Consider the following 15,341-nt stretch of genomic DNA (forward strand, 5'->3'; position numbering starts at 1 on the left):
GGTCACGCCTCCTTGGTGACGGGTTCGGTCCGGACGGGCTCCGGCCCCTCTTCCTTCTCGCCGCGGCCGAAGCCGAGCAGCACGGCGGCGACGGCGAACGACACGGCCGCGGCCACCGCGATCCCGGCGATCGAGCCGAGCCAGCCGCCGCGCGGCGTCACCGCGAGATAGGCGAAGATGCTGCCGGGCGAGGGCGTGGCGACCAGTCCGGCGCCGGTGATCATGAAGGTGAAGACGCCGGCCGCGCCGCCCGCGATGACCGACAGGATGAGCCGCGGCTTCATCAGCACGTACGGGAAGTAGATCTCGTGGATGCCGCCGAAGAAGTGGATGATCATCGCGGCCGGCGTGCTCGGCCGCAGCTGACGCGGCCCGAACAGCAGGTACGCCACCAGCAGCCCCAGCCCCGGCCCCGGGTTCGACTCCAGCATGAACAGGATCGACTTGCCCTGCCGGACCGCCTCGGCCACCCCCAGCGGCCCGAGCACGCCGTGGTTGACCGCGTTGTTCAGGAACAGCACCTTGGCCGGCTCGATCAGCACCGACGCCACCGGCAGCAGGTTGTTGGTGATCAGCCACTCCACGGCGTTCCCCGCCGCGCTGGTGACGACCCGGACGACCGGCCCGATGCCCAGGACGCCGGCCACGGCCATGGCGGCGCCCACGATGCCGGCCGAGAAGTTGTCCACGAGCATCTCGAACCCGGCCTTGGTCCGCTGCTCAGTGAACTTGTCCACATATTTCAGGATTACGGCGGCGAGCGGGCCGACGATCATCGCGCCCAGGAACATCGGGATGTCCGAGCCCACGACGACGCCCATCGCCGCCACCGCGCCGACGACCGCGCCGCGCTGCCCGTGGACCATGCGGCCGCCGGTGTAGGCGATGAGGATCGGCAGCAGGGACGTGATGATCGGGCCGACCAGCTCGGCCAGCTCCTTGCTGGGCAGCCAGCCGGTCGGGATGAACAGCGCGGTGATCAGGCCCCAGGCGATGAACGCGCCGATGTTCGGCATGATCATTCCGGCCAGGTGGCCGCCTAAGCGCTGGATCGTGGCCTTGACTCCGGTGCCGTAGACCGGAGGGGTGTAGCTGTCGGCCATGGGACTTGCTCCTTCGGGGGGATGAGCAGTGGATCAGCCGTGGGATGAGGGCGCGACCGGCTCCGGGACGGGCGGCGCGTGCGGCACGGTGAGCGGCCGGGCCGGATCGGGGAGCCCGGTCCGCACTCCCGCGCGGTCGATGTCGGCGGGGCCGGGCATCCTGCTCCCGGGCAGCCGGACCGCCGCCGCGCCCCAGGCCAGCGCCTCGGCCAGGGCGGGGGCGCCGCGTCCGCCCGCGGCGAGGAAACCGGCCAGCATGGCGTCGCCCGCGCCGACGGAGCTGCGCGGCTCGGTGACCGCGGCCTCGCCGTACCAGACGCCGCCGTCCTCGACGAGGACGGCGCCGTCGGCGCCGAGGCTGGCCAGCACCGTACGGGCGCCCGCGGCCCGCAGCCCGGCCGCCGCCTCGACGACGTCGCCGACGCGCGCCAGCGGCCTGCCGGTCACCGCGGCCAGCTCGTCGAGGTTGGGCTTGACCAGCGCGGGACCGGCCGCGAGCACGCAGGCCAGCGCGGGGCCGCTGGTGTCGACGGCGACGTGGAGGCCCGCGGCGGCGAAGCGGCGGCACAGCCGGGCGTAGACGTCGGCGGGCACCTCGGGCGGCAGGCTGCCCGAGGCCACCACCCAGTCGGCCTCGTGCGCCGCGGCCAGCACGGTCTCGGCGATCGTGTCGAGCTCGGCCGCCGACAGCGCCGGGCCCGGCTCGTTGATCTTGGTCACGGTGCCGTCGGGCTCGGCGAGCGTGACGTTGGACCTGGTCGTGCCCGCCACGGGCACGGTGACCATGTCCAGCCCCTCGGCGGCCAGCAGGCGGACGAGCTGCGCCCCCTCGTCCCCGGCGAAAGGCACCACCGCCCGCGCGGCGACCCCGTTGGCCAGCAGCGCGCGCGAGACGTTGACACCCTTCCCACCCGGGTCGAGCCGGGCCCCGGCGGCGCGGATGACCGCGCCCCTGGCCAGGGCGGCGATCTCGATCGTACGGTCCAGGCTCGGGTTGAGCGTCAGCGTGAGGATCACGCGCGGATCACCTCCGGCCCGGCGGCGGCGATGTCGGCGGCGAGCGCCGGGTCGAGCCCCGCGTCGGTGATCACCACGTCGATCTCGCCCAGCTCGGCGAACGTGGCCAGGTAGGTGTTGCCGAACTTGGTGTGGTCGGCCAGCAGCACGCTGCGCTGCGCGGCCCGGACCATGGCCCTCTTGATCGCGGCCTCGGCCGGGTCGGGTGTGGTCAGCCCGCGGGCGGGCGAGCAGCCGTTGGCGCCCATGAAGGCGACGTCGACGTTGAGGTGGGCCAGCGGGCGCAGCGCCCAGTCGTCGACCGTGGCCAGCGTCTTGCCGCGCAGCCGTCCGCCCAGCACGATCACCTGCAGATTGGCCCGCGAGGCCAGGACGGTGGCCAGCGGCGGCGAGTTCACGATCACGGTGAGCTCGCGGTCGGCGGGCAGCGCCTGGACCAGGCGGCCCGTCGTGGTGCCGGCGTCGATGATGACCGAGCCGTCCTCGGGCAGCTCGGCCAGGGCCGCCTTGGCGATGCGTTCCTTCTCCGCGGTCATCACCTCGTCGCGGGCGGCGAGCGCGGGCTCGAACCCCAGCCGTTCGACGGGGATCGCGCCGCCGTGCACCCGGCGCAGCACGCCCGCCCGTTCCAGGGCGGTCAGGTCGCGGCGGATCGTCTCGGTGGTCACGTCGAGCTCCGCGGCCAGCGTCACCACGTCGACGCGGCCGGCGTCCCGCGCTCTGCGGAGGATCTCCTGCTGCCGCTCCTCGGCGTACATGATGTTGGTTCACCGCCGTTTCTGTGTGGGTTCTCCTGTGTTTATACCCGCTTTCGTTTGACGGTCAAGAGGCGGACGGCGCAATCTGGTAGTTATAGGCGGGTGCGAATCAAGCCCATGGCCGCCGTGGCGGCGGTCGTCCCCTTCGTCGCCCTGGCCACGCCCGCCCACGCCGCGGTCGCCCGGCCGATCCCGGTGCCCGCGGGCACCACGGCGGCATGGGTGGTGTTCGACAGGAAGGCCGGCAAGATCGTCGCCACCAGGTACGCCCACCGCAAGTTCCGCTCGGCCTCGGTCGTGAAGATCCTCATCGCCATCGACTACCTGGAACGGCGCAAGAGCGTGCCCGCGGCCGACGCCCGGCTGCTGAAGGTCATGCTGCGCTCCAGCGACGACGACGCGGCCTCGGCGTTCTGGGACCGCGGCGGCAAGGGCCAGATCATCGTGCGGACGGCCCGCAAACTGGGCCTGTCCGACACCACCCCGCCGCCCGCCTCCAAGCCCGGCTTCTGGGGCTACACCTCGCTCAGCGCGTACGACGTCGTGCGCACCTACCGCTACCTGCTCGACAGCGCCGACGCCCGGGTACGCGACCTCATCCTCGGCCACCTGCGCGCCTCCACGCCGTGCGGCACCGACGGCTTCGACCAGACCTTCGGCATCCCCCGCGCGGTGCCCCGGCCGTGGGCGGTCAAGCAGGGCTGGTCCGGGTTCGGCGCGACGCCGCCGGGCAAGTGCGACGCCAAGTCCATGGCCGCGCCCGTCTCGTGGATCGCGCAGCGCGCCACCGGCTCGGGCGTGCCCGACTACGGGCGGCCCGTGCTGCACACGACGGGCCTGGCCGGCGCCGGCGACCGCCTCGTCATGGCGGTGCTCACCGCGCACCCGGCGGGCAGCACGTGGAGCGCTTCCGTCAAGCGTGTCACCGACCTGACGGCCGCGCTGCACCGCTCGGTCTCATGACCGTCGTGAATTGATTTCGCAACGCCGAACAGGCCCGCCGGGAAATCGTTCCCGCGGGCTGTCGGCCGCTCTCCCGCCGGGCCATTAAGGCGAGAGAAACCCCAGGTCACAAGGGTGCGAACGTGATTCGCTGACAAATATCAATGGCGCGACAAAGAGCCTCTAGGTTGGCCGCGAATATGGCGATACAATTGCCCTGTGCCTAGCGTGGACATCGCGAGGAATAATCCTGACTGGGAATCCGCCGGAAAAGCGCTCGCCGCCGGGCTGCTCGACGCGCTGACGCCGCCGGCGCTCCGGGTGGAGCACATCGGCGGCACCTCCATCCCCGGCATGGACGCCAAGCCGATCTTCGACCTCCAGGTGAGCGTGCCCGACCTCGACGCCGCCGAGGCGGCACTGGCGGCGGCGCTGCCCCCGCTGGGCTTCGCCGACACCACCTACTTCCACGACCACGTCCCGGCGGGCTCGGCCGGGCCGCCCGAGATGTGGCGCAAGCGGCTCTGGATGCGCCGCGGCCACACCGGTCCCGACGTCAACCTGCACATCCGCCAGGCCGGAGGCCCCGGCGAACGGTTCGCCCTGCTGTTCCGCGACTGGTTCCGCGCCCATCCGGCGGCCGTGCCCGCCTACGCGGCGTTCAAGCGGGCCCTGGCCGAGGCGGTGACCGGCAACGCGGCCTACACCGAGACGAAGAACCCGGTCGTCGACCTGGTCGTCGCGACGGCCGAGGACTGGGCGGCCCGTACCGGCTGGAAAGTGACCTAGAGCCGTGCCGCGCCTCCGAAGCCCCGGCGGACGTGCCCGCTCCTCCTCGGGGACGTGCCCATGAAACGCGCCCCCGTCAGGAAGCCTCCCCTCCTGCCCGTCGCGCCGCAGGCCGGGCCGGGCGCCGACGACGCCTGGAAGACGCTCACGCTCGTCATGGACCTGGTCAAGCACGCCGAGACCAAGGCGGGACTCACCCTGGCCTCGGCGGGGGTCGTCGGAGGCGTCGTCTACACGCTCATCAGGGGCGTGCCCCGGGTCAGCGCGGCCTTCGGTCTCACGGCCGGGGCCTGCGCGCTGGCCGTCGCCGTCGCCGCCGTCGCCGCCGCGCTGGCCCTGATCCCCAGGGTGCGCAGCGAGCCCACCAACCCGCTGCACTACCACCACGTCGCCACGCGCTTCGGCACCCGCCCCGAGACGTACGTGGGCGAGCTCGGCGGGCTGGTGGGCCGGCCGGACGCGCTCGTGCCCGCCATCGCCCACCAGGTGTGGGCCAACTCCCGGGTGGCGGAGAAGAAGTACCGCTGGGCCGGTGTGGCGCTCGGCGCGCTGCTGGCCGGCCTGGCGATGCTCACCGTCACGGCCGTCATCGCGGTGGTGCAGAACCTCTGACCGCCGCCGGGCCGGGCGGCAGCTCCAGCAGCTCCCGTACCAGCCGGGCCAGCAGCCCGCCGTCGTCCAGGAGCTCGGCCCCCGCCGCCAGGTAGTGCCGGGCGGCGGCGGGCCGGCCCGCCAGCCGTTCCAGCCGGCCGAGCTCCACATAGGCCGTGGCCTCCTGCGGCGCGTGGTCGATGAGGTACGTGAAGGTCAGCCGCGCCGCCTCCGCCTCGCCCGCGTCGGCCTGGGCGCGGCCCAGCCGCAGCAGGGTGGAGGGCGAGGGGCCCGGCCGGGTCCGCAACAACTCCTCCAGCGAGGCGACCCCGCCGGAGGCCCCGCCCTCCCGCGCCGGACCGGACCGGCCGGCAGGCGTACGGTCCGACACCCACACCCAAGCGGTCGCCGAGAAGTCGCGGTCCCGGATCGAGCCGTCCACCTTCCAGAACTCGTCGGGACGCAGGGAACGGAAGCCGTGCCGGATCACGTCCTGGTAGAGGTGGTCGGAGACGATCACCGCCAGCTCGGCCACCGGATGGTCCACCAGTACGGACTTGACCGCGGGGGCGTCGAGCAGCCGGAAGCACTCGATGATCGCCGGGCCGCTGAACCCCGTGGGGCCGGTGGACACCACGCCGTTGGTCAGCGACAACCGCAGCCGGATCCGCGCGCCGTCGCTCAGCAGCCGGTTCTCCTGCCGCAGCGCGACGGTCAGCCCGTGCACCAGCTCGGGGATCACCGCCGTCTCGTCGATGTCGCTCGGCGGCATGATCAGCACGCCGTCGCCGCTGCTCTGCACGATCTCCTCGGGCAGCCCGGCGGCGCGGCAGGCCGCGTACACGACCGTGACCAGGCTCTGCTGGGCGCGGATCTGCTCGGGCACGGGCCGTCCGCTCCAGCCCTTGATGTCGACGGCTCCGCAGAGCACTCTTCGCGGCGATGACATGTGCTTCCTCTCCGGTCGGCGGTCGAGGTCATTGTCCGGGGGCCCCGCGACCGCCAACCCCTACTGGTGCGGGGAAGGCGGCCGGGACAGCGGCGATCCTGGTGGGGACCCCGTCCCGCCGCACAGGGGCCGGCGGGACGGGCCCCGGGCCGCCCCCGCCGGCGCTCATCGTGGGGGAGTGCCGAGGAGGTGGTCCGGGGCGTCCATGTCGGCCAGCGCGGCCAGCCCGGCCACGTCCAGGATGACCACCCGGCCGCGCCGGCTGACGACCAGCTCCTTCATGGCGGCGATGGCCTTCTGCACCGTTCCCTCCTTCGCGCCGATGAGCATGGCCAGCTCGGCCTGGCGCAGGTCGGCGGCCCAATGGCCGCCCACCACGCTGGCCGAGCGCTGCACCTGGTAGAGCACGGCGCGGGCGAGCCGCTGGTCCACCTCGTAGCCGGCCGCGTCCGCGCGGAAGATGTTGGCCTGCCGCAGCCGCTCGGCGGTGTTGGCGGTCAGGGCCACCGCGGCCCGCGGCTGCGTGCCGACGAAGTGCTTGAACGCCTCCCCGGCCACCACCAGCAGGGTCGCCGGCACCCGTACGGTCACCGTGGCCGTACGCGGCATGTCGCCGAACACCGCCATCTCGCCCAGGATGTCGCCGGGATGGCGGATGGCGAGCAGGGTCTCCGCGCCGTTCTCGACCGTGGCGTGCACGTTGACCCGGCCGGTGAGCAGCAGGAAGACCGCCTCGCCCGGATCGCCCTGGTGGACCACGGCCTGCCCCGAGCCGTACGTCTTGACGCGGCCCAGCCGCAACAGCGCGTTGCGGGTCGGCCCGTCCAGCGCGCCGAGGAAGGAGGTCCTGGGCCACAGGTCAGGAGGCATGCGCATCACCTCGGGTCACGCGGGTGGGGGTCGGGGGGCGTGCGTCGTCCAGGGGGATGGCGTCGGATCCAGGCCGTTCTCCTGGAGAACCTTGATTATGACGTCGCCGCCCTCCCAGGATGCGGCACCTGTGCAAACTTCCCGGAGGAAGTCCTTTCTGTCCTCGCCGGAAACCCGGATCAGGGCGGTGCCCAGCAGCCGCCGGGCCGTCTGGAGGTCCCTGCGCCGGGCCGCGCGGAACGCCAGCGACACCAGAGGCAGGACACTGCGGGGATCGGCCTCGGCCGCCTCGTTGAGAAAGGCGTCGGCGACGGCGAGGTCGCCCAGCGCGCTGCGTACGCACGACAGGTCCAGCAACAGCGCGCAGGTCAGCCTGGCCGCCTTCGCCGACGGCTCGGGACGGGCCCGGACCAGGCGCAGCCCCTCGGTGAGGTAGACCAGCGCGCGGTGCGTATGGTTGCGTTCGAGCTCCAGGCGCCCGAGCCGCTGGCACGCGGCCGCGCACAGCGGCCTGCGGGCCAGCAGGAACGTCCACGTCTGGGCCGCGGCCTCGACGTCGCCGAGCCGCCGGTGGCAGTCGCCGAGCCGCAGCAGCGACTCCTCGGCGTCCGGGCCGTCCGCGCCGGGCAGCAGCCGCAGCGCCTCCTCCAGGTCGAGGATCGCCTGCCGGTACTCGCCCCGCCCCAGCAGCAGCCCGGCCCGCGCCGCCAGCTCCCCGGCCGGCGGGCGGGACGGCCCCGAGGCGGCGGCGGCCCCCCGGCCGGGGGCGTGCAGCCAGGCGACCGAGAGCGCGCCGCGGCCGAGCCGGACGGGACGGTAGTCCTCGGGACGGTGCTCCAGGAGCCCCCCGACCACCACGCTCTGGAAGAAGGAGTCCGAGGCGACCACGGTCAGGTCCGTCGCAGGGGCGCCGTCCGCCGCGGCCCCGACCGCCTCGCTGTCCAGCAGGCGCAGGCACTCGGCCACGGCGTGACCCGCGATCCCCGGCGGCAGGACCAGCCCGCGGGCCAGCGCCAGCCGGAGCCGGACCCCGGGCCCGCGGCCGCGGTTGGCCTCGTCGAGCGCGGCCCTGACCTCCCGCAGCAGGCGGGGGAGCACGGCCGCCGAGTCGGCGCCGCCGGGCAGCAGCAGATGCACGCCGTGGGCGGCGGCCTCGTCCGCAGGCTCGGAGGCGGCCTCGTGCACGGGCCGGCCACCGAACCGCGAGGCGGCGCCGAACGCGGCGGCCAGCGCCGTCCCGAGCCGGGCCCGTACGGCGGCCGGCCCGGGGGCGCGCCCGTCCACGCCGGCGGTCACGCACACGCCGTCCACACGAGCCTCCCGTCCGGCCGGGGACACGGCCCGTCAGCACGCCACGTCATCAGAACTCGACGTGGTCAAGGGGGACCTCGCGGAACCCGGCGACCCGCTCGGGGATCTGCAGCGCGTCGCCGGCGGCCGTGGCCACCAGAGAGTTGAGCATGGTGTTCAGCGCGGAGGTGATCGCCTCGGTGTCGGTCGCCGCGCCGGGCTCGGCGATGAACGCCGCCACCGTGGCCATACGCCGGAGCACCGCCTCGACCGCCTCGCCGAACCCGTAGGTGATGACGTGCGGGTGCGGACGCCACCGCGGGTCGGTCAGCGCCTCGAACGCGTCGACCCACCGCTGCGCGGGGTTGTCGGCGGGCGCGCCGTCGGTCAGCAGGAACACCACCGGCCGCAGCGGACGCACCCCCCGCGTGGTCAGCCCGGACAGGTCGAGCTCGATGCGGTCGCGCAGCGTCTCGAACAGCGGTCCGAAGTACGTGGACCCGCGGCACTCCACGACCGGCAGGCCGGTCAGCCCCGAGATCTCCGTCATCGCGAGCACCACGTGCGGCCTGGTGCTGAAGGTGAGGATCGACAGGTGGACGAACTCGGACACGCGGGGGCTGGAGTAGAGCGTGTTGACGATGTCCTCAAGGGTGCGGTTGAGCAGGCTCTCGTGCGGCTTCATGGACTTCGACACGTCGAGCACCAGGTAGGTGGGCAGGCCCTGCGGGCCGGCGTGGGCCCTGGCGGGGCTCGGATCGTTCACGGTGGCTCCACATCTGATGACATTGGGGACGGCGGACCGGCTCAGGCGAACAGGGACGCCACGAGCCCGGCGCCGGCGAGCAGGACCAGGACGGCGAGGCAGGCCACGATCACCACGGGCAGCAGCCGCTCCGGCCTGAAGGCCCCGCCGATGGGCGGCGCGGTCCGGTGCTCGGGCGGGGGTGGCCGGTGTTCGGGTGGGGTGGGCCGGTCGCGGGGGGTGCCCGTGACCGGGCTGTGCGGCGGGCGCGGGGCGGGGACGCGGACGAACTGGTCCGGATGCGCCGCCTCCAGCAGGGGCAGCAGGTCGGCGACCGGCGGGCGCAGCGCCGGGTCGGCGGCGGTCAGCGACCGGTGCAGCGCACGGCCGAGCGGCCCGTCGCGTACGGCCGACGGCAGCGCGGCGTGCGCCGCCTCCGGATCCGGCCCCCGCACCCCGGTCAGGCAGCGCAGGATCAGCACGGCCAGCTTGTACCGGTCCGTACGGACGGTCAGCCGGTCACCGGGCGCCACGCGCGGGTCGTCCCACATCTTGGACTCCACCCACGGCCGGTCGGACAGCCCGCACGAGTCCACGTCGATGACGAACACCCGGCCGCTGCGGCGCGTCCAGAAGGCGTTGGCGTAGGACCAGTCGCCGTAGACGACGTCGTGCCGTTCCAGCAGGGCGCCGACCGCCGCCAGGTTGCGCGCGACCGACAGCCGCTCGGCCGGGCCGGGCGCCTCCCAGCCGCGCCGGGCGAAGAACGCCGGATCGGACTGGACGAGATGGTCGACCTCAAGGAGGCGGACCGTCGTCGACCCGGAGATCATCCGCATCGGCACGCTGAACTCCGCCGGCGCCCTGGCGATGACGACCCCGGCCGTCCTGGCGCCGTCCACGACCCGGGTGACCGGCCAGCAGACACTCCGGTCGACCAGCGCCCGGTCGTCCGCGGGCATCCCGGCAGGCAGCGCGATCAGCCGTTCCAGCACGCCGGCGGCCTCGGCCGGGCGCCCCGGACGGTAGAGCTTCACCAGCCAGCCCGGATGGTCCGCGCACTCGTAGACGATCTCCGACTCACCGTTCTCGGCGGCGATCACCGTTCCGCGCGCGGCGACCTCGCGAAGCGGCGTGACGGCCTCGAACGGGCTGTCCGACCACGCCCTCACGACCCGCACCTCCCGTTCTCAGGCGTCCCGTTCATGAGGCGCACCACACGACGACGGCGGTGCGGTCGTCGAGCCGGCCGGGGGACTCGAAGCCGACGTCCCCCAGGAACTCGGCGATGTGCGGCGGCGCGCTCCACCGGCCGGCGAACCAGCGCGCCAGGGGATCGCCCGCCAGCACGTCCCCCAGCCCGTCGGTGGCCAGCGCCAGCACCGCGCGCGGCGCGAGCTCGACGGTGACGCTCGTGACCTGGTCGGGGTGGAAGGGCAGGAACTCGGTCAGCCGGCCAGCGTCGAGCCCCGCCTTCTCCTCACCGATCAGCCGCCGCCAGCCCCCGGGCAGCCGGAGCCAGCCGCCGACGTCCGCCAGCGCCATCAACCTGGCCGTACGATGCCCGCCGGGGCCGGGGCTCACCGGGACGACGGCCACCAGCGCCGCCGCCCGCACGTCGTGCTCGGTGACGCCGTGCCGTACGGCCGACCCGGCCATCTGGCGGGCCGCGTCGAGGAAGACATCGGGGGCGCGCAGGGGGCCGCCGCGGTCCAGGTCCGCCCTGACCCGGCCGACCAGGGCGGTGACCGCCACGTTCGCGCCGAGGTGGGACTGCCTGCTGTCGGACATGCCGTCCGCGAGGGCCACGATGAGGTGGCGCTTGGCGGTGTCCCGTCCCAGGCGGTAGGCGTCCTGCCTGGGCACGGCGGGCTCCGCGCACCGATGACCCGGGCCCACCAGCGACACCGCCCGTACGGTCAGGTCACCGACGCTGACGGCGTCCGCGGCGATCCCGGCCAGGGCCGGTTCGTCCGGCAACCGCCAGGGCAGCCGCGCCGCGGGCACCCCCCGCCCCCTGGCCGCCGGCACCGTCCCAGGGTGGGAACGGGTGGCGCCCGGGGCCGAGGCCGGGACGGCGGCCGGAGGCCGGGACCTGCGGAACGGCCAGAGCATCAGGGCTCCCCGACGACGTGCGGACCGCCGTCGAAACCGTCGCCGTAGCCGTCGCCATGGCCGTCCTTGTGGCCGTTGGCGGTGGGACGGGCGTCGCTGTGGCGGCCGCGTTGCCAGGGGGCCGGGTGCCAGCCGGTGACGTTGTCCACCGACCCGGGCACGACCTGCGACGGGTGCACGTCCTCCGCATCGTCCCGACCGCCGGGGACGTCCGCCGCCGGGGGAGGCGGCTGGAGGGCGTGCCGCGGCTCCCGCGGGCCGATCTGCTCGATGCCGAACGCCCCGATCGGCGCCGCACTGGCGATGCCCTCGATGGGCTCGATGATCAGCTTGCGGATCGTCTCCATCTCCGCTTCCTGGATCATGTCGTTGTCCACGAGCTTGTTGAACAGGTCGATCCGGGCCTGCATGCTCAGCTCCTTGCGCTTGCGGATGTCGCCGATCACGTCGGCGACCCGCTCGGGCGCACGGTGGAGCAGCAGCAGCATCAGGTCGTCCTCGGAGGTGATCTGGTGCCGCAGCCCGGTGATGCCCTCGGCCTCAAGCTGCCCCTCGATCCGGGCGTCCGCCTGGGCGGCCATCCAGCCGGCGGCCTTGCGGTCGTGGCTGACCTGCACGGCGAAGCGGAACAGCGAGATGCCCTCCACGGGATAGTGCTGCACCCGGTCGTGACCGAAGTCGATCATCAGCTGCCGTTCCAGGTCGGCGTCCCGGGTGATGTCGAAGTCCCGGCAGATCGGCGAGACCGCCTCGCGGATCCGCGACTGCACCAGCGCGTTGCCGTCCTGGATCCGGGACGTCACGATCGTGACCGGATCGCTGACCCGCCATCCCACGTCGATCCTCAGCCGGAACCTGGCGGCCCTGGACCTGCTGGCCACCTCCAGGTACAGGGCGCTGTAATGGTCGGCCATGTCCACCTCGTACCGCCAGCGGTAGCGACGTCCGAAGATGCCGGGCGGCTTGGCCAGATGGACGACCTGGCCGGAGTCGTCGCTGTAGAGCAGCGCCCGTCCGGGCTGGATGGGCGCGCGGCCCGCCACCTGGGTCTGCTGTTCGAGGAGGATGAGCGGCACCGGCTTCGGGGCGGGCGGGCCCCAGATGTCCTCGGCGGCGCGCCGGGGCAGGTGCTCGCGTGGACTGCGCGAGTGCGGGGGCACCGGCGGGCCCTGGGGGAGGGGGCCGGTCATCCCGGCCGGGTAGTCCTGCGGGATGACCGGGCCCGGCTGCACCGGCTGGTGCTGCGGCACGGCTCCGTTCCCGGGCAGCGGCTGGGGAGGCATGGGCTGGTTCACTGCGGTCATCTCTCTTCTCGGACGAGGCGGAGGACCTCCGCGGCGGCGGCGGGCGCGGGACGTGACCCCTTGGCCCACTTGCCGGCCTCGTGGGCCAGGATCGTGGCGCTGCGCGGGGTCTCCGCGACCGCCTCCATGAGACGGGCGAAGGACCTGCGGGCCAGGGGGTGGGCGTCCACGCTGTGGGCCCACTCGGCGAGGATCTCCTTGGCGTGCGGGTTCAGGTGGGGGGCGGTGACGGCGTCCCGCCACAGCGAGGCGATCTCCCGATGCCGTACGGGATCCCGCGTGGCGATGTAGAGCAGCGCCGGCCAGGTGACGCCGGAGACCTGGCGCACCAGGTCGGCCGCGGCCAGCAGGAACGCCAGGCGCGCGATCGGCTTGCGCGAGCTCTTGCCGAGCCAGGCCAGCAGGAGCGCGGGCGCCTCCAGGCGTTCGCCGTCGACCTCCCACATCTCGGTGAGGCTGTTGCAGATCGCCGTCATCACGCCCAGGTCGGCGGAGGCGGTCAGCTCCTCCAGGGCCTTCATGGCCGCGGCGGGGCCGGCCGCGTCGTACTCGATCCGCCAGCACCGGGCCGCGGTCGCCTGCAACTGCGGCGACTCGTCCGCCGACCAGGCGCGCACCAGGTTCCGTACGGGCGGCCCGAGGTCCGGGTCGGCCATGGCGGCGTGGCGCAGGGCCCGCGCGGCGGCGTCCCGCAGGTCGGGATCGTCGCCCTCCGCCCACGGCCTGATCACCAGGGCCCGGACGTGGTCGAAGGACCGGGCGCCGAGCACGCCGGTGGCGACCGCCGCGCGCACCCGGACCGACTCCAGCTCGTGCCGCGCGCACACGCGCAGCCAGGCCAGCAGGGTGGGGCGCGCCTGGTCGTACTCGTTCCAGAAGTAGAGCAGGTACTTCTGCTGGAAGCCCGGGTCGCGGTAGCGCACGGCCTCGGTGGGCGCGCCGCCGTGCCGGGTCTCCACCGTCGCGCGGACCACGTGGGCGCGCAGCGCCCGCAGCCTGGCCCGCTTGCGGGCGACCAGCGGGGCGTCCCTGGCCGGCTCCGCGCTCTGCAGCGGCCGCTCCGGCTCCAGGCTCTCGCGCATCAGCTCGGCCGCGGCCGACACCGTCTCGTACGGCTCGCCGCCCAGCACCGCGACGGCCACCGCCATGCTCTGCGTGGGCAGGTCCGGCAGCGCCTCGGCCCACCTCTCGAACTCGGCCGCGTCCAGCATCGCCAGCCGGTCGCCCACGGTCTCGGCCAGCGGCTCGCCCGCCTTGTACGCCTCCGCGGCGTACGTCGCGATCAGCGCGGCGTGCCCTGGGGAGGAGTTCTTGGCCAGCTCGCTCCGCAGCAGGTCCATCATCGCCCGGTCGCCGAACACCTGCTCGACGGCCTCGTCGTCGAGGTCGCGGCTCAGGTGGCGGAAGAAGACCTCCACCCGGTCGGTCACCTGGCCCAGCTCCATGACCAGCGCGCCGACCCCGGCGCCGGTGATCCGGCCACCGGCCGACATGGTCACGATCAGCCGCGCGTCGGCACGTTCGAACACGTCGGCCAGCTGGTCGAGGTCGTCGGCGGTGAGCTGACGGCAGGCGGCGCCCGGCAGGTCGGCCAGGATGTAGCCGCACCCCTTGGCCAGTACGTCGGAGGTGAGCGCGCTCAGCCTGGTGCCGGCGTGCAGCCGGTAGACGGTCGCGCAGCCGAGCAGGAGCCTGGTGGCCGCCATGCACTTGCCGCTGCCGGGGTCGGCGCGGATGAACAACACCCGGCGCGCGCCGGCCGCCTCGACCAGGTCGCCGAATTCCGCCGGGGTGACGAACCGCTTGTCGGCGTGCTCCAGGTCGGCCGGGCCCAGCTGCCACACGCGCGGCGCGTCCCTGGCCGCCGACACCGCGTGGTAGTTGATGTAGAGGTCCCGGCCGGCCGCCTGGCCGGCGCGCACGTTCGCGCCGCCGAAGCTGGAGAAGGCGTCCGCCTCGGTGCCCAGCCGGTCCTGGACGACGCCGGGGGTGGCGGCCCTGGCGGAGATCTCGCGGCCCAGGTCGTGCGGCTTGCGCTCGCCGCGCTCGCCGGGCTCCGGATCGTTGTCGGAGCCCTGAGGGTCCGGGGTCTTCGGCTCCTCGGGGTTCGGCGGTTCCTTGTCACTCATGCCCTGTCTCCGAAGTGGTTGTTGATGTCGCGGCCGGCCACCTGGCCGGCGATGATGTGCGCGTCCGCGAACGTCCCGCCCGCCGGACGGCCACCGGAGGCGGCGCCGGGCTCGGGCGCGGGTTCGGGCTCGGAAGTGGGCTCGGGAGTGGGCGGGGCGTCGGGCCAGGGGGCGCCGCCCGGCAGCCACAACCACGCCCGCCGCCCTCCTCCCGCGTCCACCTCGCGCAGGTCCCGCTCCTCCAGCGAGGTGAGCTGCCCGGCGACGGTGTCCTCGACGACGCCCGCCGACATGATCACGACCAGCTCGGCCGTGCCCCGCTCCAGGACGTCCCGCGCCGCGGCGCACCCGGCCAGTTCCCTGGCCACCACCGGGCCCGGTCCGGCGAACCCGCCGGCCGCGTCCCCGGCCGTCATGCCGAAGTGGATCGCCAGGCGCAGCCGCAGCCGCCCGTCGGCCGCGGTCAGCCGGTTGTGCTCGCGCACCGCCGCCCGCACCTGGTGGACGAAGCCGTCGCAGACCACCGACTCGGGCTCGCCGGGCGGCAGTACGGCCAGCTCGCCCCCGACCTCCCCGGCCCGGCCCCAGGACGGCCGGTCGAGCCGGGCACGCCCGGCCGCCACGTCCAGCGTGCCGCGCAGCCCCTCCCGGATCAGCTCCTGCATCCTGGCCGTACGCGTGCCGTAGCCGTGCGCCCGCACCGCGAGCACCAGCCTGCGTTCGAAGTCGCGGCCCATCG

Annotated in this window: 15 protein-coding genes; 3 read left to right on the forward strand and 12 right to left on the reverse strand. The window is 74.2% G+C overall.

The genetic code is table 11. The annotated features are described in order from the left end of the window. Nucleotides 1–2: 2 nt before the first annotated feature. The 3 genes from mtlA to IEZ27_RS01465 are packed head-to-tail and all read right to left on the reverse strand — an operon-like array spanning nucleotide 3 to nucleotide 2,878. Entirely contained in the window at nucleotides 3–1,103 is a 1,101-nt protein-coding gene (mtlA, locus tag IEZ27_RS01455; protein ID WP_229823068.1) for a PTS mannitol transporter subunit IICB, read from the reverse strand. 33 nt (nucleotides 1,104–1,136) lie between these two features. After that, complete coding sequence (gene pfkB / locus IEZ27_RS01460) at nucleotides 1,137–2,120, reverse strand: 1-phosphofructokinase (protein WP_189645508.1); 984 nt, start codon at nucleotides 2,118–2,120, stop codon at nucleotides 1,137–1,139. After that, complete coding sequence (locus IEZ27_RS01465; protein ID WP_125637536.1) at nucleotides 2,117–2,878, reverse strand: DeoR/GlpR family DNA-binding transcription regulator; 762 nt, start codon at nucleotides 2,876–2,878, stop codon at nucleotides 2,117–2,119. Before IEZ27_RS01465 ends, pfkB begins: the two co-directional genes overlap by 4 nt. Nucleotides 2,879–2,980: 102 nt before the next feature. On the opposite strand from IEZ27_RS01465, the gene IEZ27_RS01470 reads away from it, so the two are divergent. From IEZ27_RS01470 to IEZ27_RS01480, 3 genes are all read left to right on the forward strand, one after another. Next, nucleotides 2,981–3,841, forward strand: a complete 861-nt coding sequence (locus tag IEZ27_RS01470) for a hypothetical protein (RefSeq protein ID WP_189645509.1) — start codon at nucleotides 2,981–2,983, stop codon at nucleotides 3,839–3,841. Nucleotides 3,842–4,039: 198 nt separating this feature from the next. Beyond that, the gene (locus tag IEZ27_RS01475; RefSeq protein WP_221762325.1) at nucleotides 4,040–4,609 is read left to right on the forward strand and encodes a GrpB family protein; all 570 of its coding nucleotides are present in this window, start codon (nucleotides 4,040–4,042) and stop codon (nucleotides 4,607–4,609) included. A 60-nt stretch (nucleotides 4,610–4,669) separates the two neighbouring features. Further along, on the forward strand, nucleotides 4,670–5,221 hold the full coding sequence (locus IEZ27_RS01480; RefSeq protein WP_189645510.1) for a Pycsar system effector family protein: 552 nt from the start codon (nucleotides 4,670–4,672) through the stop codon (nucleotides 5,219–5,221). On the opposite strand, the gene IEZ27_RS01485 is transcribed toward IEZ27_RS01480, so the two are convergent. The 9 genes from IEZ27_RS01485 to IEZ27_RS01525 all read right to left on the reverse strand — a co-directional run bounded on the left by IEZ27_RS01485 (nucleotide 5,196) and on the right by IEZ27_RS01525 (nucleotide 15,339). Then, nucleotides 5,196–6,149 carry a tetratricopeptide repeat protein gene (locus IEZ27_RS01485; RefSeq protein ID WP_189645511.1) on the reverse strand — a complete coding sequence of 318 codons (954 nt, stop codon included), beginning with the start codon at nucleotides 6,147–6,149 and terminating at the stop codon, nucleotides 5,196–5,198. The genes IEZ27_RS01480 and IEZ27_RS01485 overlap by 26 nt on opposite strands. A 165-nt stretch (nucleotides 6,150–6,314) precedes the next feature. Then, the gene (locus IEZ27_RS01490; RefSeq protein ID WP_189645512.1) at nucleotides 6,315–7,019 is read right to left on the reverse strand and encodes a Crp/Fnr family transcriptional regulator; all 705 of its coding nucleotides are present in this window, start codon (nucleotides 7,017–7,019) and stop codon (nucleotides 6,315–6,317) included. A gap of 15 nt (nucleotides 7,020–7,034) precedes the next feature. Beyond that, nucleotides 7,035–8,330 carry a tetratricopeptide repeat protein gene (locus IEZ27_RS01495; protein WP_189645513.1) on the reverse strand — a complete coding sequence of 432 codons (1,296 nt, stop codon included), beginning with the start codon at nucleotides 8,328–8,330 and terminating at the stop codon, nucleotides 7,035–7,037. Nucleotides 8,331–8,379: 49 nt separating this feature from the next. Next, complete coding sequence (locus tag IEZ27_RS01500) at nucleotides 8,380–9,075, reverse strand: vWA domain-containing protein (RefSeq protein WP_189645514.1); 696 nt, start codon at nucleotides 9,073–9,075, stop codon at nucleotides 8,380–8,382. Between the two features lie 41 nt (nucleotides 9,076–9,116). Next, the gene (locus IEZ27_RS01505; RefSeq protein ID WP_189645515.1) at nucleotides 9,117–10,226 is read right to left on the reverse strand and encodes a hypothetical protein; all 1,110 of its coding nucleotides are present in this window, start codon (nucleotides 10,224–10,226) and stop codon (nucleotides 9,117–9,119) included. A 31-nt stretch (nucleotides 10,227–10,257) separates the two neighbouring features. Further along, nucleotides 10,258–11,169 (reverse strand): protein phosphatase 2C domain-containing protein, encoded by a 912-nt coding sequence (locus IEZ27_RS01510; RefSeq protein ID WP_189645516.1) that lies wholly within the window; start codon nucleotides 11,167–11,169, stop codon nucleotides 10,258–10,260. Beyond that, the gene (locus IEZ27_RS01515) at nucleotides 11,169–12,473 is read right to left on the reverse strand and encodes a hypothetical protein (RefSeq protein WP_189645517.1); all 1,305 of its coding nucleotides are present in this window, start codon (nucleotides 12,471–12,473) and stop codon (nucleotides 11,169–11,171) included. Before IEZ27_RS01515 ends, IEZ27_RS01510 begins: the two co-directional genes overlap by 1 nt. Next, nucleotides 12,470–14,602: a hypothetical protein gene (locus IEZ27_RS01520; RefSeq protein ID WP_189645518.1), complete on the reverse strand. Its 2,133-nt coding sequence runs from the start codon at nucleotides 14,600–14,602 to the stop codon at nucleotides 12,470–12,472. The genes IEZ27_RS01515 and IEZ27_RS01520 overlap by 4 nt, the downstream gene beginning before the upstream one ends. Beyond that, complete coding sequence (locus tag IEZ27_RS01525; RefSeq protein ID WP_189645519.1) at nucleotides 14,599–15,339, reverse strand: hypothetical protein; 741 nt, start codon at nucleotides 15,337–15,339, stop codon at nucleotides 14,599–14,601. The genes IEZ27_RS01520 and IEZ27_RS01525 overlap by 4 nt, the downstream gene beginning before the upstream one ends. Nucleotides 15,340–15,341: the final 2 nt, after the last annotated feature.

The sequence above is a fragment of the Nonomuraea spiralis genome (assembly GCF_014648435.1).
GTDB lineage: Bacteria > Actinomycetota > Actinomycetes > Streptosporangiales > Streptosporangiaceae > Nonomuraea > Nonomuraea spiralis.

Bases quoted from the DNA above. Each gene is read 5' to 3' on its own strand.
- IEZ27_RS01485 (WP_189645511.1), bottom strand. From the start codon at position 6,149: ATGTCATCGCCGCGAAGAGTGCTCTGCGGAGCCGTCGACATCAAGGGC.
- IEZ27_RS01490 (WP_189645512.1), bottom strand. From the start codon at position 7,019: ATGCCTCCTGACCTGTGGCCCAGGACCTCCTTCCTCGGCGCGCTGGAC.
- IEZ27_RS01515 (WP_189645517.1), bottom strand. From the start codon at position 12,473: ATGACCGCAGTGAACCAGCCCATGCCTCCCCAGCCGCTGCCCGGGAAC.
- IEZ27_RS01510 (WP_189645516.1), bottom strand. From the start codon at position 11,169: ATGCTCTGGCCGTTCCGCAGGTCCCGGCCTCCGGCCGCCGTCCCGGCC.
- IEZ27_RS01480 (WP_189645510.1), top strand. From the start codon at position 4,670: ATGAAACGCGCCCCCGTCAGGAAGCCTCCCCTCCTGCCCGTCGCGCCG.
- IEZ27_RS01465 (WP_125637536.1), bottom strand. From the start codon at position 2,878: ATGTACGCCGAGGAGCGGCAGCAGGAGATCCTCCGCAGAGCGCGGGAC.
- IEZ27_RS01525 (WP_189645519.1), bottom strand. From the start codon at position 15,339: ATGGGCCGCGACTTCGAACGCAGGCTGGTGCTCGCGGTGCGGGCGCAC.
- mtlA (WP_229823068.1), bottom strand. From the start codon at position 1,103: ATGGCCGACAGCTACACCCCTCCGGTCTACGGCACCGGAGTCAAGGCC.
- IEZ27_RS01520 (WP_189645518.1), bottom strand. From the start codon at position 14,602: ATGAGTGACAAGGAACCGCCGAACCCCGAGGAGCCGAAGACCCCGGAC.